The organism is Collimonas pratensis (assembly GCF_001584185.1).
Lineage (GTDB): Bacteria > Pseudomonadota > Gammaproteobacteria > Burkholderiales > Burkholderiaceae_D > Collimonas > Collimonas pratensis.
The window spans coordinates 969,424-982,521 of record NZ_CP013234.1; the positions used below are offsets into that span (position 1 = coordinate 969,424).

Annotated in this window: 13 protein-coding genes; 6 read left to right on the plus strand and 7 right to left on the minus strand. The window is 47.1% G+C overall.

Features of this window, described 5'->3' with window-relative positions; translation table 11 throughout:
• Positions 1-121 precede the first annotated feature (121 nt).
• The 7 genes from CPter91_RS25565 to CPter91_RS27560 all read right to left on the minus strand — a co-directional run bounded on the left by CPter91_RS25565 (position 122) and on the right by CPter91_RS27560 (position 7,460).
• Positions 122-1,219: a glycosyltransferase family 4 protein gene (locus CPter91_RS25565; protein WP_082792598.1), complete on the minus strand. Its 1,098-nt coding sequence runs from the start codon at positions 1,217-1,219 to the stop codon at positions 122-124.
• Entirely contained in the window at positions 1,216-2,565 is a 1,350-nt protein-coding gene (gene wzy, locus CPter91_RS04390; protein WP_061937428.1) for an O-antigen polysaccharide polymerase Wzy, read from the minus strand. Before wzy ends, CPter91_RS25565 begins: the two co-directional genes overlap by 4 nt.
• Positions 2,555-3,853, minus strand: coding sequence for a lipopolysaccharide biosynthesis protein (locus tag CPter91_RS04395; protein ID WP_150119617.1), 1,299 nt, complete (start codon positions 3,851-3,853; stop codon positions 2,555-2,557). Before CPter91_RS04395 ends, wzy begins: the two co-directional genes overlap by 11 nt.
• Before the next feature lie 225 nt (positions 3,854-4,078).
• The gene (locus CPter91_RS04400; protein ID WP_061937433.1) at positions 4,079-4,954 is read right to left on the minus strand and encodes a GDP-mannose 4,6-dehydratase; all 876 of its coding nucleotides are present in this window, start codon (positions 4,952-4,954) and stop codon (positions 4,079-4,081) included.
• The gene (gmd, locus tag CPter91_RS04405; protein WP_061937436.1) at positions 4,951-5,991 is read right to left on the minus strand and encodes a GDP-mannose 4,6-dehydratase; all 1,041 of its coding nucleotides are present in this window, start codon (positions 5,989-5,991) and stop codon (positions 4,951-4,953) included. The genes CPter91_RS04400 and gmd overlap by 4 nt, the downstream gene beginning before the upstream one ends.
• 51 nt (positions 5,992-6,042) lie before the next feature.
• Positions 6,043-7,131: a mannose-1-phosphate guanylyltransferase/mannose-6-phosphate isomerase gene (locus CPter91_RS04410; RefSeq protein WP_335340123.1), complete on the minus strand. Its 1,089-nt coding sequence runs from the start codon at positions 7,129-7,131 to the stop codon at positions 6,043-6,045.
• Positions 7,020-7,460, minus strand: coding sequence for a sugar phosphate nucleotidyltransferase (locus CPter91_RS27560; RefSeq protein WP_335340114.1), 441 nt, complete (start codon positions 7,458-7,460; stop codon positions 7,020-7,022). Before CPter91_RS27560 ends, CPter91_RS04410 begins: the two co-directional genes overlap by 112 nt.
• A 437-nt stretch (positions 7,461-7,897) precedes the next feature.
• Here CPter91_RS27560 and rfbB point away from each other — a divergent pair, with 437 nt between their 5' ends.
• The 6 genes from rfbB (at position 7,898) to CPter91_RS04440 (ending at position 13,030) form a co-directional block, all read left to right on the plus strand.
• The gene (gene rfbB / locus CPter91_RS04415; RefSeq protein ID WP_061937439.1) at positions 7,898-8,980 is read left to right on the plus strand and encodes a dTDP-glucose 4,6-dehydratase; all 1,083 of its coding nucleotides are present in this window, start codon (positions 7,898-7,900) and stop codon (positions 8,978-8,980) included.
• On the plus strand, positions 8,977-9,879 hold the full coding sequence (gene rfbA / locus CPter91_RS04420; RefSeq protein WP_061937442.1) for a glucose-1-phosphate thymidylyltransferase RfbA: 903 nt from the start codon (positions 8,977-8,979) through the stop codon (positions 9,877-9,879). Before rfbB ends, rfbA begins: the two co-directional genes overlap by 4 nt.
• A gap of 2 nt (positions 9,880-9,881) precedes the next feature.
• Entirely contained in the window at positions 9,882-10,427 is a 546-nt protein-coding gene (gene rfbC, locus CPter91_RS04425) for a dTDP-4-dehydrorhamnose 3,5-epimerase (protein ID WP_061937445.1), read from the plus strand.
• On the plus strand, positions 10,424-11,305 hold the full coding sequence (gene rfbD, locus CPter91_RS04430; protein ID WP_061937447.1) for a dTDP-4-dehydrorhamnose reductase: 882 nt from the start codon (positions 10,424-10,426) through the stop codon (positions 11,303-11,305). The genes rfbC and rfbD overlap by 4 nt, the downstream gene beginning before the upstream one ends.
• Positions 11,306-11,519: 214 nt before the next feature.
• Positions 11,520-12,470 carry an NAD-dependent epimerase/dehydratase family protein gene (locus CPter91_RS04435; RefSeq protein WP_082792602.1) on the plus strand — a complete coding sequence of 317 codons (951 nt, stop codon included), beginning with the start codon at positions 11,520-11,522 and terminating at the stop codon, positions 12,468-12,470.
• Positions 12,470-13,030 carry a sugar transferase gene (locus CPter91_RS04440; protein WP_061937452.1) on the plus strand — a complete coding sequence of 187 codons (561 nt, stop codon included), beginning with the start codon at positions 12,470-12,472 and terminating at the stop codon, positions 13,028-13,030. Before CPter91_RS04435 ends, CPter91_RS04440 begins: the two co-directional genes overlap by 1 nt.
• The last annotated feature ends 68 nt before the right edge of the window (positions 13,031-13,098 follow it).

The following is a 13,098-nucleotide window of genomic DNA, read 5'->3' on the forward strand; positions in this document are numbered from 1 at the left end:
GCACTAGACTGCTGACCATATATATGGCGCTGGCAACTTGTTTTTTTGTTGGCCGCCGTGCTCCATGCTGGCCGAATACAATTGAACTGACCCGCAAAATTCTGAAGGTGGAGCGAAGAGATTAAACCGGAGAGAAATTGGATTCCGCAGCCAATACGGTCAAATAACTGATTCTGGCGCTATCTGGAGCGTTGCGGATGCGAATGCGTGCTCTTGCCCGATTTACTGCCTCACTGGCAGCAGTGCCATTATCCCTGGTTAGCATTTCTCGGGCTGCCCGCAATGAGTTTTGCAGCGCCTGAAGATTCCCCACAGGAAATAGCAGCGACTCAGGATAATCCTGGCCCAACAATTCACGATGTGCTGGGATATCGCTGATCACGCACAGCAATCCAGCCTGGATACCTTCTGCCACCGAATAGGAAAAGCTTTCGGAATGGGAGCACGATAGTAAAATTGCATGCGTCGGCAATCGTTGTGCCAAGTCATCGACATGTCCGTGCAAATGCAACCAAGACATCTGATGTGCCATTTTGCCAAGATCGTCATGCAAGGGGCCATCACCGTAAATATGTAGTTCTAGGTCTTGAAGTCCACCACATGCAATTACAGCGTCCTCAATGCCCTTGCCGGGAGCTAAGCGCCCTACGACGGCCAGATTTAGACTTATAGCCAATCCTGACTGGGGATGGGGTGTTCTTGTCGTAATTGCACTATCGATCCAATTTGGAATGGCTAGCACGGCTGTCTTAGGCCATCGATGCCGATGTTGTGCTGCCACGGTTTCCGACACAGCTATGACGCGTCGTGCATTGCGAACCGCTACGCCATATAAGCGCTCTTTTAAATCCCAGTATTTTAAAGATAATTCAGTATGGCTAATGATAGTTGGCGCATATCCAACTAGAAGCCGTACCAAGGGGGCCCAATACGCAGCGCCACGACCGTTTAAAACGATCTGCGTATTATCTGCGCGCAGTACCCGGCGTTGCTGCCACAACCAATGCAAAAACGCCCAACGCAGGGCTATACGGCCATGTGCCGGCAATTCCACGAACTGCGCGCCCCAATCGGCCAAGCCATTTTGCAGTGGTGGCAAGGGGGGAGAAACGATGGTCAGATGAAGGTGGTGTTGTAACAAAGCGGCGAGCTTGATTTGGAAAATCTCGCTGCCGCCGAAAATACGTGGTGTGCTGAGGATGTAAATTTCCTTGCTCATGTAGACTTCTTTCTCCGCCAGACTCGCAGAAAATGGCAGCAGATCGCCAGCAACACGATTGGTGCCGCATAACGCATCAGATTGTGTACGGGTTCTTGCAACATTGTTCGAGGATAATAAACGACCCCGCAGACGACCCAGAACATAATGGCGCCAGCGACGCCTTGGTTGAATCGTTTCGCCATGCCGAGCAGCCAGCCAATGGCCACGCTTCCAATGCATACGGCTACGGCTCCCCCCAAGAGAAATAATTCAGCCAAATAGCTGCTGCCGGTGCCATACCCGGCGGCGAACGCCTCAGGCATGATCATTAAGGAAATATCGTTGGCTAGGAACCAGCCTTGAGGTACTTCGGGCTGTGAGTAAAACGGGGCTGCGAACTGGTGCCAGAAGTAACCCCACGCATGCTGGATGTAATACGAAGGATCGCTTAGCACTACTAAATTCACGCCTGCCGAAACACCTTGCTGGACTAAAAAACCCATGAATATTGCGCCATGAATATTGCTTTCGGTCTTTTGTTCGCGCATTACTTCTACCGCGATAGCGATAACGATAATCGTTGATAGCAGTACCGCCAGGCCACGCAACGAAAACTTTCCACCGAATCGCAATTTGTGGAACAGGAAAAAAACGAGAGCGGTGACGAAGAATTTTCCACGCAAGCCGACCAGTAATTCGCTGGCAAATACGATGAGGAAAAAAATCAGCGCGCGGCCAGATTTTTTTTGATCAGTTTCATGGAAGAAATATAAAGTGAAACTAGCCAGGCATAGTAACGATCCAATTCTCGCAAGAATGCCAACCCCTTCCAGATGGTCGCTACCTTGGTAAATGGCGAGATAGCCCCCATGGCTGATGATGTAGGTGAAGTAATATATGTTTTTGTAGATAAGCGCAGGCAAAAAAAGCAGAAAGAGCCGCCAATAGATTTTTGCTTCCACATGGGAATTGCCTAAGGCCCGTATTGTTGCGCGAGGCAACAGCGAACCTATGTGTATGAAAAAGAATGACGTCAGTGCCAGCACCACATAAGCCATTACTGTTTCTGGCGTTACACTATAACCGTCGGTGAAACCTATTTGATCGAGAAGTGATTCGCCTCCCAGTAGGGCCGGGAATGCTCGACCGCAAAGAAATATGCATGCCAGTACTAGAAAGATGAATGACGCGTTGCGCCCACCTTGATGGGCACGCCAGTTCGCTGCGGTAAGCAGAATGGTGCCTACGCTTAGCAGTACAGAAGCTGTTTCCACGTCAAAGGGGCTAAACTGATCGACAAGAACCGCAAACAGTACCCCTAAGACCCAAGCAATTGCTATGATAAGGTCGCGCCTATCGAGCATGAGAATGCTCCTGGGAAGATGTGGTTCTATAGAATAGCCATGCATGCTGTGCAGCACAGAAAATTTCGACAACACACAGCGATAATGCGACACCGACTGTCCCCCATTTCCACGCACTCAGTGGCAGTAGCAGTACCGCCATGACGGCATTATTGCGAGCAATACGCCATAGCTGCGGCAACTTCCCTAATGCGATCAGCAATGCTGCGTGAAAGCCATTGACGATCTGTAGTGTCATCACCATGCATTGCAATCCCAGCAGCTGGTGATTGACGGTTGTCAATGAAAAGAAAGAAGCAATAAGCGGACTCGCAGAGGCTAAGACAACGCCGCTAATAGTACCGGCACCGTAGGCGAGCTGTCGGAATCGAATTATTTTCTTTGGCAACTTTTCCGGACTATGGCGATCATCAGATAGCGTTGAAATGCTGACACTTGCAATAGTCGAGAAAAACATTAATGGGGCACTAGCTAGACGCTGATAAATTAAATATTGTGCGAACAAGGCGCCGCCCGCTACCCACGATACTGCAAGGGCATCTAAGCGATTGTACGCAATCCCTATCAGTGCTACGTTCCCAAGCGGAGCAATGCGTCCCAGAACAGTTTTCCACGCCACTGAATCAATACTTGAAGTATGCGCGCCAGTGGAAACTCCCTGCTTGTTTTCCAGTGCGCGGAACCTGAATCCTATGAATGAGGAAGCTACCAATGCCATTGCCTCGAAAGTAATGGCACAGAGCCATAGCGGTATGTAATTATTTTTGGCTAGCATCAGTAGTGCCGCCTGCACTGCGACGGCCAAGGCTAGTGGCGGCATAAGCGCCGCCATACCGCCGGGGCGACCGGCTTGCAAATGTGCCTGTATGTAGCCAAATCCCATAAGGCAGGAAAACTGCAGGCTGGCAATTAACGGCAACCCCATCGATGTGCCATTTCTTTGACACAAAATGGCAATCACTCCTGTTGTCACCAGTTGTCCGACCACGGTGGCGCTCAGTCGAACCGCCAACTTGCCTCGCCGAAATGAGATTCCGCTCTCGCCAGGTTGTTGATGAAAGCGCGCAAGCAAGCTGTTTTCGAGGCCATAATCAAACAGAATTCGGAGTAATTCCACCACCGCCAAGGAAAGTAGAAATCCTGCAGAATCTACTCCCAGCAATCGTGCGATGAGCAGCATGGAAACATAGCGCCCGCCGAAAAAGAGCAGTCGGGCGGCCGTCGCTGAAATCATATTCAAGTTGTGAAGCATCAATTGGCCAGTATTATGTATTTGATGACGTTTCAAACTCGTCGCAAGTTCGCGAAAAATCAACTTCGGCCAGCATGGGATCGTTCGAAAAGTTGAGATGCGAAAAAATACGAATAGGTTGATAGTAAATTAGCGCGCATCAGTGATATGGGAAAGTCGTAAGGAAGGCTTGCCGCCACCGTCGCAGCAATAACACATACCTCACGATTTACCCGCCGCTACAGGTTGGCGCTGGTGTTGCACGCATTTCATCGAGGAAAATTATGCATTGATTGCTGCGGCTGTCGCTAACATGCGCTGTAAAGTATCTTCTAGTGGCGGATTTGTCAGCTGGCAACCTTGCTTTGCTAATAATGCATGAAGCTTATCGGGGTTGCCACATAGATGATGCACTTCCCCGTGACGTACATACGCGGGGTTTACTTCCACTTTGATCAAATGGTTTGTGATTTGGCAAAGTGCATCAATAACATATTGCAGCGTGTAAGCATTTCCAGTACATACATTGTAGGTCTCGCCTGGTTCGCCATGCTGCAGCAATTGCAAATAGGCGTCACAGATCATCTGTACATCATTGAACTCGCGTTCCACATGTAAGTTGCCTAGCGCGACCACGGCCGCGCGTTGGGCAAAGTGCTGCACCAATTTCGGAATAATGAAATTGGCGGCTTGACCTGGCCCAGTGTAATTGAACGGCCGGGTAACGATCAGCGGTAAGCGGTCAGAGTAGGTGCGAGCTAAATGCTCCATGGCGAGTTTGCTCATGGCATAGTGATTAACCGGTGCCGCGGGCTGGTTTTCAGCGATGGGCGACACTTCGCAGTTGCCATAAACGTTGGCGCTGCTGGATAGCAGCACGCGATGGGGGACTTTAGGCAATTGCGTCAGGGCGTTTAGCAAATTCATTGTACCGACGACGTTAACAGCATAAAAGGCATTTTCATCGGCATGACCGACAAAACTGATCGCCGCCAGGTGCACGACCGCGTCAGGTACCGCTTCCAGCACCTGCTGTCGCAGGGTCTGACGATCCGTCAAATCAGAGTTCAGCGCCACAACCAAATGCCCCGCATCGCGAGCCAGTTGCGAAAAGGATTGCCCGGTAAAGCCGCTGGCACCAGTCAGTAAAATTCTCAAAACGAGAAACCTTGCCGGTTTCGAGCAAGATCAGCCGTGTACATCAGCTGGCAAAGTTCTTCAAGTTCGGTTTTAGGTTGCCATCCCAGGACTTCTTTGGCCTTTGCCGGATCGCCTATCAGTAGCTCGACCTCAGCCGGGCGATAAAATTTCGGATTGACACGAACGATTGTTTTACCGGTTTTTGTGTCGACGCCAGATTCATTTTCTGCCTGTCCCTTCCAAGCCAATTCAATGCCGGCGGCCTTACAGGTCAAACTCACAAAATCCCGAACAGTTTCAGTACGGTTGGTTGCCAGAACAAACGTATCAGGTTTATCAACCTGCAGCATGAGGTGCATTCCCTCGACATATTCCTTTGCAAAACCCCAGTCACGTTTCGCACTCATATTGCCTAACTCGAGACAATCAAGTTTGCCAAGCACGACTTTTGCAATACTATCGGTAATCTTGCGCGTCACGAATTCACGGCCGCGTAGCGGCGATTCGTGATTAAAAAGAATGCCGCTGGCGCCAAAGATGTCGTACGACTCACGATAGTTAATCGTCATCCAGTGGCCATAGAGTTTTGCAACGCCATATGGGCTACGTGGATAAAACGGTGTACTTTCAACCTGAGGAATTTCCTGTACCTCACCAAACATTTCAGAGGTGGACGCTTGGTAGAATTTTATCTTCGGATTGACGATGCGAATCGCTTCAAGCAAGTGCAAAACACCCAGGCCGGTAATGGCAGTAGTGGCAGCAGGTTGATCAAACGAGACCCCGACAAAACTTTGCGCCGCTAAATTATAAATTTCGCTTGGCTGACAGCGTTCTACCAAGCGCAGTACTCCGCTTTGGTCGGTGAGATCAAATTCAACAAGATGTAGATTTGGATGGTTTTCCACGCCGAGTTCAGCCAGCCGCCAGAAGTTGGTAGAACTGGTCCGTCGGTAAGCCCCGTAAACTTTGTAATCAAGTGCAAGTAAATATTGCGTTAGATAAGCGCCATCCTGTCCGGTAATACCGGTGATTAATGCGGTTCGTTGGGTCATTTTTAAATTATTTGTTTAGATGAGTTTAGATGGTTGTTCTGCTAACTTCGCTTAAGCTCTACCAAAATTATCTTGCAGGCGCACAATATCGTCCTCGTGAAGGTAACTACCGGACTGGACTTCGATCATTTCGAGATCGGTTTTTCCTGGATTTTCCAAGCGATGTATTTCCCCGATGGGGATATAGGTTGACTGGTTTTCCGTAAGGAGAAAAGTCTCGGTGCCTTTGGTTACCATCGCAGTGCCAGATACAATAATCCAATGTTCCGCGCGATGGTGGTGTTTTTGCAGGCTGAGCGATGAACCTGGTTTTACTACTATACGCTTTACTTGAAAGCGTTCTCCGCGATCAATGCTGTCATACCAGCCCCAGGGGCGTGCCACCTTGCGATGTATGCCTGCTTCAGGGGTTTCGCTGGCTTCCAATTGGGCTACCACGGTCTTAACTTGCTCAGCGTGACTGCTCGCTACAACTAACAGTGCATCCGGAGTATCTATAACCAGCAAATCCTGCGTGCCCAATGTTACAACGACACGGTGTGGTGCATGAATATAAGTCCGTTCACTTTGAATAGCCAAGCCTTGGCCATCGATTCGATTGCCTTGCTTATCTGGTGAACATAGATTTGCCACTGCGCTCCAGCTGCCGACATCGCTCCATGCACTGGAAAATGGGACTACGGCCATTTTTTTGTGGTGTTCCAAAACAGCATAGTCGATGCTGTCGGCGCGGCAAGCAATAAAAGCTTCAGGCTCCGGACGGACGAATTGCTGGTCCTGCGTCGCTTGCCCCATGGCTTGGCGGCAGCTTTGCAAAATGTCAGCAGCATGTTCTTCCATTGCTGTCAGCAGGGTCCCTGCCTGAACCAGAAATATTCCTGCATTCCACAGCATATTTCCCTGCAGAATCAATTCTTCGGCCTTATCGGCAGTTGGTTTTTCAATAAATCGAGCTACGCTGAAACTAATGTTGTCATTGGACGTTCCCTGCTCAATATAACCATAGGCTGTGCTGGGAAAGCTCGGTACTACGCCAAAAGTGACAATGGCGCCTTGACAGGCGGCAGAAATACCTTGCTGAGCCATGGTGGCAAATGCATTCGTGTCGGGAATATGGTGATCGGAAGGACAAAAGAGCAGTAAATCTTCGGGGCGGCTTTCAATGCCGCCAGCGCCATTGCTGCTGCGGTATTTCGGGCGGCTGGTTCCAGAATGATTGCGCCCTTGACCTTGGCCGTTTGCATCGCTTCGCTAACCAAAAAACGGTAGTCTTCAGCGGCAACGCAGATTACTTCCGCAATTGTTGCTGTGCCATTCACCTTTGCAACACGTTCTAATGTGAGTTGTAACAGGCTCTTGTTGCCAATCAACGGTGCGAACTGCTTAGGGAAACTTTTGCGTGAGATCGGCCACAATCTGGTACCCGAACCACCACAAAGAATAACAGGAATGATTTTTACATTAGACATGGGATTGTTTCGATTTTATTCATTCTGACTTCAGCATTTGGACTCAACAGACGCCATCTGAGATTGCCTTTTAATAAGGCCTAACGAAGCATTTTGGCCTGTTTTGGCTCATTAAAATCAGAGGGTGTCGCGTGTTTCGCACGCAAGCGCCTCTAATTAAAATTCTTATCCCAAATCACTTTCAGTCTACAACGACTCATATGAGGGGGCATAGGAAAGGTCAAATACTGAGGATCCAATTTGTAAAGAAATAGATAAGACGGGATGTTAACACATAAGTTTCATAGGCGGCCCAAGCTTGCTATAGGACTAATCTGAAATGTGCTGTGATATCCAATTTTGGGTAGATAATTGGGGCATAATTCCAGATAGCTTGCAAATTTGCAATTAATTTATGTCGAATATGCTTGGCTTTTTACTAAATTTGGGGTGACTCTATGGTTTTCATCACCGGCGGTGCTGGTTTCATAGGTTCCAATTTTGTGTTGAATTGGTTGGCGCAAAATGACGAGCCGGTGATTAATTTCGATAAGCTGACTTATGCTGGCAACTTGAATAACTTGGCAAGTGTCATGCAAGATTCCCGTCATGTTTTTGTCAAGGGGGACATTGGTGATACGGTGCAGGTTGCAACTCTGTTTGCCAAATATAAACCGCGAGCGGTGATTCATTTTGCGGCAGAAAGCCATGTTGATCGTTCAATTCATGGCCCGGCGACTTTTGTGAATACCAATATCAACGGGACATTTGCGTTGCTTGAGGCCGCTCGGGGATACTGGAATTCTCTATCAGAAACAGAAAGAGCTATTTTTCGCTTTCTGCATGTTTCAACCGACGAAGTGTATGGGTCTTTGGGGGTAAATGATGCCCCGTTTACCGAATCGAGCCCCTATGCGCCTAACAGCCCTTATTCGGCTTCAAAGGCGGCGTCGGACCATTTGGTTCGTTCATATGGTCGCACATACGATCTGCCGACATTGACAACTAATAGCTCCAACAACTATGGCGCATATCATTTCCCTGAAAAGCTGATTCCCTTAGTCATTGCGAACGCGCGCGCAGGCAAGCCATTGCCAATATATGGCGACGGCCAACAAATACGCGATTGGCTTTATGTTAATGACCACTGCGCCGCCATCCGTAGAGTGTTGGAAGCCGGTCGGCCTGGGGAGGTATATAACGTTGGCGGCTGCAACGAAAAGACTAATCTCGATGTGGTTTGCACACTATGTGACATTCTGGATCAACTAGATCCTAAACAGACCGGTAGTTACCGTGATCAGATTATTTTTGTCGAAGATCGCCCTGGTCATGATCGCCGCTATGCTGTCGATGCGAGGAAAATTGAGCGCGAACTGGGTTGGCGGCCTATGGAAAACTTCTACACCGGTATCCGTAAAACGGTGCAGTGGTATCTGAACAACGAAGATTGGGTGCGTGATGTACAGTCTGGGGCCTACTTGAAATGGATTGAGACAAATTACAATCAGTACGTATCGATGCGAGAGGTCGCAAATTGAAGGTCAATGCCACTCCAAGACAGCGTAAAGGTATTATTCTGGCCGGAGGTTCTGGCACGCGACTCTATCCAGTGACAATGTCGGTTTCCAAGCAATTGCTGCCGGTGTACGACAAGCCCATGATTTATTATCCGTTGACCACGCTCATGTTGGCTGGAATGAGGGATATTCTTATCATCTCTACGCCTCAAGATACTCCGCGCTTTCAAGGGTTGCTTGGAGATGGGAGTCAGTGGGGAATTAGCCTGAGCTACGCGGTTCAGTCATCGCCAGATGGCTTGGCGCAGGCGTTTATTATTGGGCGCGAATTCATCGGCGGCGCGTTATCTGCATTAATCTTGGGCGACAATATCTATTACGGTCATGATTTTGAAATGCAGCTGAGTTTTGCTGCTGCACGGGAAACTGGAGCTACGGTTTTTGCGTACCATGTTCAAGATCCGGCGCGCTATGGTGTAGTGAGTTTCGACTCTGAACGTCGCGCCATTTGTATCGAGGAAAAGCCGTTGCATCCCAAGTCAAACTATGCGGTCACGGGCCTGTATTTTTATGATGATCATGTGTGTGATATTGCCGCCAGCATAAAACCCTCCGCTCGAGGTGAGCTGGAAATCAGCGATGTTAATCGTATCTACCTAGAACAGAACATGCTTAACGTTGAATTGATGGGGCGTGGCATGGCTTGGCTCGATACTGGAACCCATCAATCCTTGCTCGACGCAGGGCAATTTATTGCAACCCTTGAAAATCGACAGGGTTTGAAGATCGCCTGTCCCGAAGAAATCGCGTATCGAAAAAATTACATCAGCGCCGATCAGCTCGAGGCGCTTGCACAATCGCTGAAAAAAAACAGCTATGGACAATATCTGCTGCGTTTGTTGACAGATCGAGTATTTTAATTATGCAAATTCGAAGTACAGAGATTCCGGATGTCCTGATCATCGAACCCAACGTATTTGGTGATGATCGTGGGTTTTTTTATGAAAGTTTCAATAGTCGCCGCTTTGCGGAGCTTACGAGCGTCCACATCAATTTCGTACAGGATAATCATTCCAAGTCTGCCAAGAATGTATTGCGAGGCCTTCATTACCAGCTTCAACAGCCGCAAGGAAAGCTGGTACGAGTCATTTCAGGTGAAGTGTACGATGTTGTTGTTGATATACGCAGGAGCTCGCTTACTTTTGGTCGATGGATTGGGGTTAAATTATCTGCCGAAAATAAGCGTCAGTTATGGATACCCGAGGGTTTTGCGCATGGTTTTCTTGTTACTAGCGAATCAGCAGAATTCCTTTACAAAACCACGGATTATTGGGCCCCCCAATTTGAGCGCAGTATCCGATGGAACGATCCGATTTTAGGAATCGACTGGCCTATTGTTGGGAGTCCGGTGCTTTCGGAGAAAGATCGGGCCGGCGTGTCGCTGAAGGATGCGGAGGTCTTTGCATGAAGATCCTTCTTACAGGTAAAACAGGTCAAGTGGGATATGAGCTGGAGCGGAGCTTGCGCGGGCTGGGGGAGGTTGTTGCACTAAGTCGCGCGCAAATGGATTTAACCAGCATTGATCAAATACGAGATGTTATCCGTGCCATTAAGCCCAAGCTTATTGTCAATGCCGCGGCCTACACTGCAGTGGATCGGGCGGAGACGGAGTCGGAGCTTGCGATGCTTGTTAATGGCGAGGCCCCTGCCGTAATGGCGCATGAAGCAAAAAAGCTGGGGGCCGCAATGATTCATTTTTCAACGGATTACGTTTTTGATGGTGAAAAAAAAAGCCCATATACAGAGAGCGATCCTGTTGGCCCAATAAATGTGTATGGCCATACTAAATGCGCAGGAGAGCAGGCTATTCAGGCTGAGGGCATATCCCATCTTGTCCTGCGTACCAGTTGGGTCTATGGCACACGTGGCAATAATTTTTTGCTGACGGTGCTGCGCCTTGCGCAGGAGCGCGACGAACTACGTATCGTAAGTGATCAATTCGGTGCTCCGACGTGGTGTAAGACGATTGCTGATGCCACAGCACATATTGTCGCCCAGAGTATTGCTGCGCCATCGAGCGCTGAATGGTGGCGAGAGCATTCTGGTGTGTATCATCTCACTGCCAAAGGGCAGGCAACCTGGTACGAGTTTGCCCGGATGATCCTTGAGTATTGGAGTGTCACAAAAAAAACCAAGCTAATCTCGATAACAACTCAGGAGTATCCAGTGATAGCTCGCAGGCCAATGTATTCCGTTATGTCGTGTAAGCGATTTGGTGATTTTATGTATGAATTGCCGGATTGGGATAGAGCACTGCAAGCCTGCTCGGAAAATGTGGAGCTATGATTAAAGTGCTATAAAAACAACATTTCTATTTTTGATCTAATTTGTATAGCATGTATGTTTAGCTAATAAAATTAGCTATTCATCTCGTTGCTAATTGTGCACTTATCCTGGGAGAGCTTTTCAAGCCGAAATTTAAGTAAAAATATAGCACTGCAGGATTGAGGGATTTTTGGGTGATATGGAATTATGATTTTTCTTGTGAATAAATAATAGTATGAATATTTTAGTAACTGGAGCCTCAGGGTTTGTTGGCCGATATTTATGTAAGCATTTAGATCAAGCTGGCCATCATGTAATCGCTGTAGCTAGACCAGGTAGTCTCCCGATTGAAGGGGCAAAGGTAGAGAAAATTGCATCTAATTTCGATGATTTTAATTTTGTCGAGGATGTCTTGCCCGGCTGTGATGTTGTTATTCATTTGGCAGGCAGGGCTCATATATTAAAAGATACCTCTGAAGATCCTTTAAATGAATTCAGAAGAGTTAATGTAGAGATTACTGAAAAATTAATGTTGAAGGCCGCAAAGTGTGGGGTTCGCCGTTTTATTTTTATTAGTTCAATTGGAGTCAATGGTAATAGAAATTCCGGACATCCGTTTACCGAAAATGATGTTGAAAACCCTCATGATTTATATGCAATTAGCAAAATAGAAGCTGAGCAAGCGGTCCGGAAAATTGCTGAGCAGAGTGGGATGGAATACATAATTATTCGTCCAGTATTGATTTATGGACCAAATGCACCGGGAAATTTCGGTCTTTTGCTAAAACTTGCCTTTAAGAGGCTGCCGCTCCCCTTTCTGTATTTGTCAGCGAAAAGGAGTTTATTGAGCGTATGGAACTTGGTCGATTTTTTGACAGTTTGTGTTAATTGCAAAAATGTTATCCGGGAAACTTTTTTAATTGCGGATGAACAGACTACAGACTTGGCAGAGATATTTAGAAATTTGGGGGAGGGAATGGGAAAAAAGCAAATGATCTTCCCTTTTCCTACAAAAATTCTTATTGCTATATGTAGTTTGTTTCATAAAAAACATTTGTATGATAAATTGAATTCGGAATTGGTTGTTGATGTCAATAAGGCAAAAAATATGCTCAATTGGAATCCACCCTACAGTACGCCAGAAGCTTTAATTAAAACTGGAAAAGAATATATTTGGACTGAATAATGAAAAGAATTTTTGATTTATTACTAGCTTTGATCGCGTTGATAATTTTAATCATTCCCTTTGTTTTTGTTGCTATAATTGTTAAATTAACCTCGGTAGGTCCGATACTTTACTGGTCTGATAGGGTTGGGCGAAGAAATAAGATCTTTAAAATGCCTAAATTTCGCACTATGAGAATTGACACTCCTGCTGTTGCAACTCATTTGCTGTCGGATCCAAAGAAATTTTTGACACCTGCAGGATCTTTTTTGCGTAAATCAAGTCTAGACGAGTTGCCGCAATTGTGGAGCATTCTTAACGGTGATATGAGTTTTGTTGGTCCTCGTCCTGCACTATTCAATCAGGACGATCTTATATTGCTTAGAACAGAAAATGGTATTGATCAATTAGTCCCTGGTTTGACTGGATGGGCTCAAATAAATGGCCGTGATGAATTGCCAATTCCTGAAAAAGTAAAGCTCGATATTGAGTATTTGCATCAAAAATCATTATTTTTTGATATTAAAATTATATTTTTGACTTTCCTAAAAGTTGTCCGAAGAGATGGTGTCACGCATTAAGTCGAATTGTGGTTTGACTCCAATGCATGCATACCTTTTATAGCTAATAGCTGAATTGTTGACATGGT

Coding starts and splice junctions, on each gene's coding strand:
- CPter91_RS25565 (WP_082792598.1), bottom strand. CDS start 1,219: ATGAGCAAGGAAATTTACATCCTCAGCACACCACGTATTTTCGGCGGC.
- wzy (WP_061937428.1), bottom strand. CDS start 2,565: ATGCTCGATAGGCGCGACCTTATCATAGCAATTGCTTGGGTCTTAGGG.
- gmd (WP_061937436.1), bottom strand. CDS start 5,991: ATGACCCAACGAACCGCATTAATCACCGGTATTACCGGACAGGATGGC.
- CPter91_RS27560 (WP_335340114.1), bottom strand. CDS start 7,460: ATGTCTAATGTAAAAATCATTCCTGTTATTCTTTGTGGTGGTTCGGGT.
- rfbB (WP_061937439.1), top strand. CDS start 7,898: ATGGTTTTCATCACCGGCGGTGCTGGTTTCATAGGTTCCAATTTTGTG.
- rfbC (WP_061937445.1), top strand. CDS start 9,882: ATGCAAATTCGAAGTACAGAGATTCCGGATGTCCTGATCATCGAACCC.
- rfbD (WP_061937447.1), top strand. CDS start 10,424: ATGAAGATCCTTCTTACAGGTAAAACAGGTCAAGTGGGATATGAGCTG.
- CPter91_RS04435 (WP_082792602.1), top strand. CDS start 11,520: ATGAATATTTTAGTAACTGGAGCCTCAGGGTTTGTTGGCCGATATTTA.
- CPter91_RS04440 (WP_061937452.1), top strand. CDS start 12,470: ATGAAAAGAATTTTTGATTTATTACTAGCTTTGATCGCGTTGATAATT.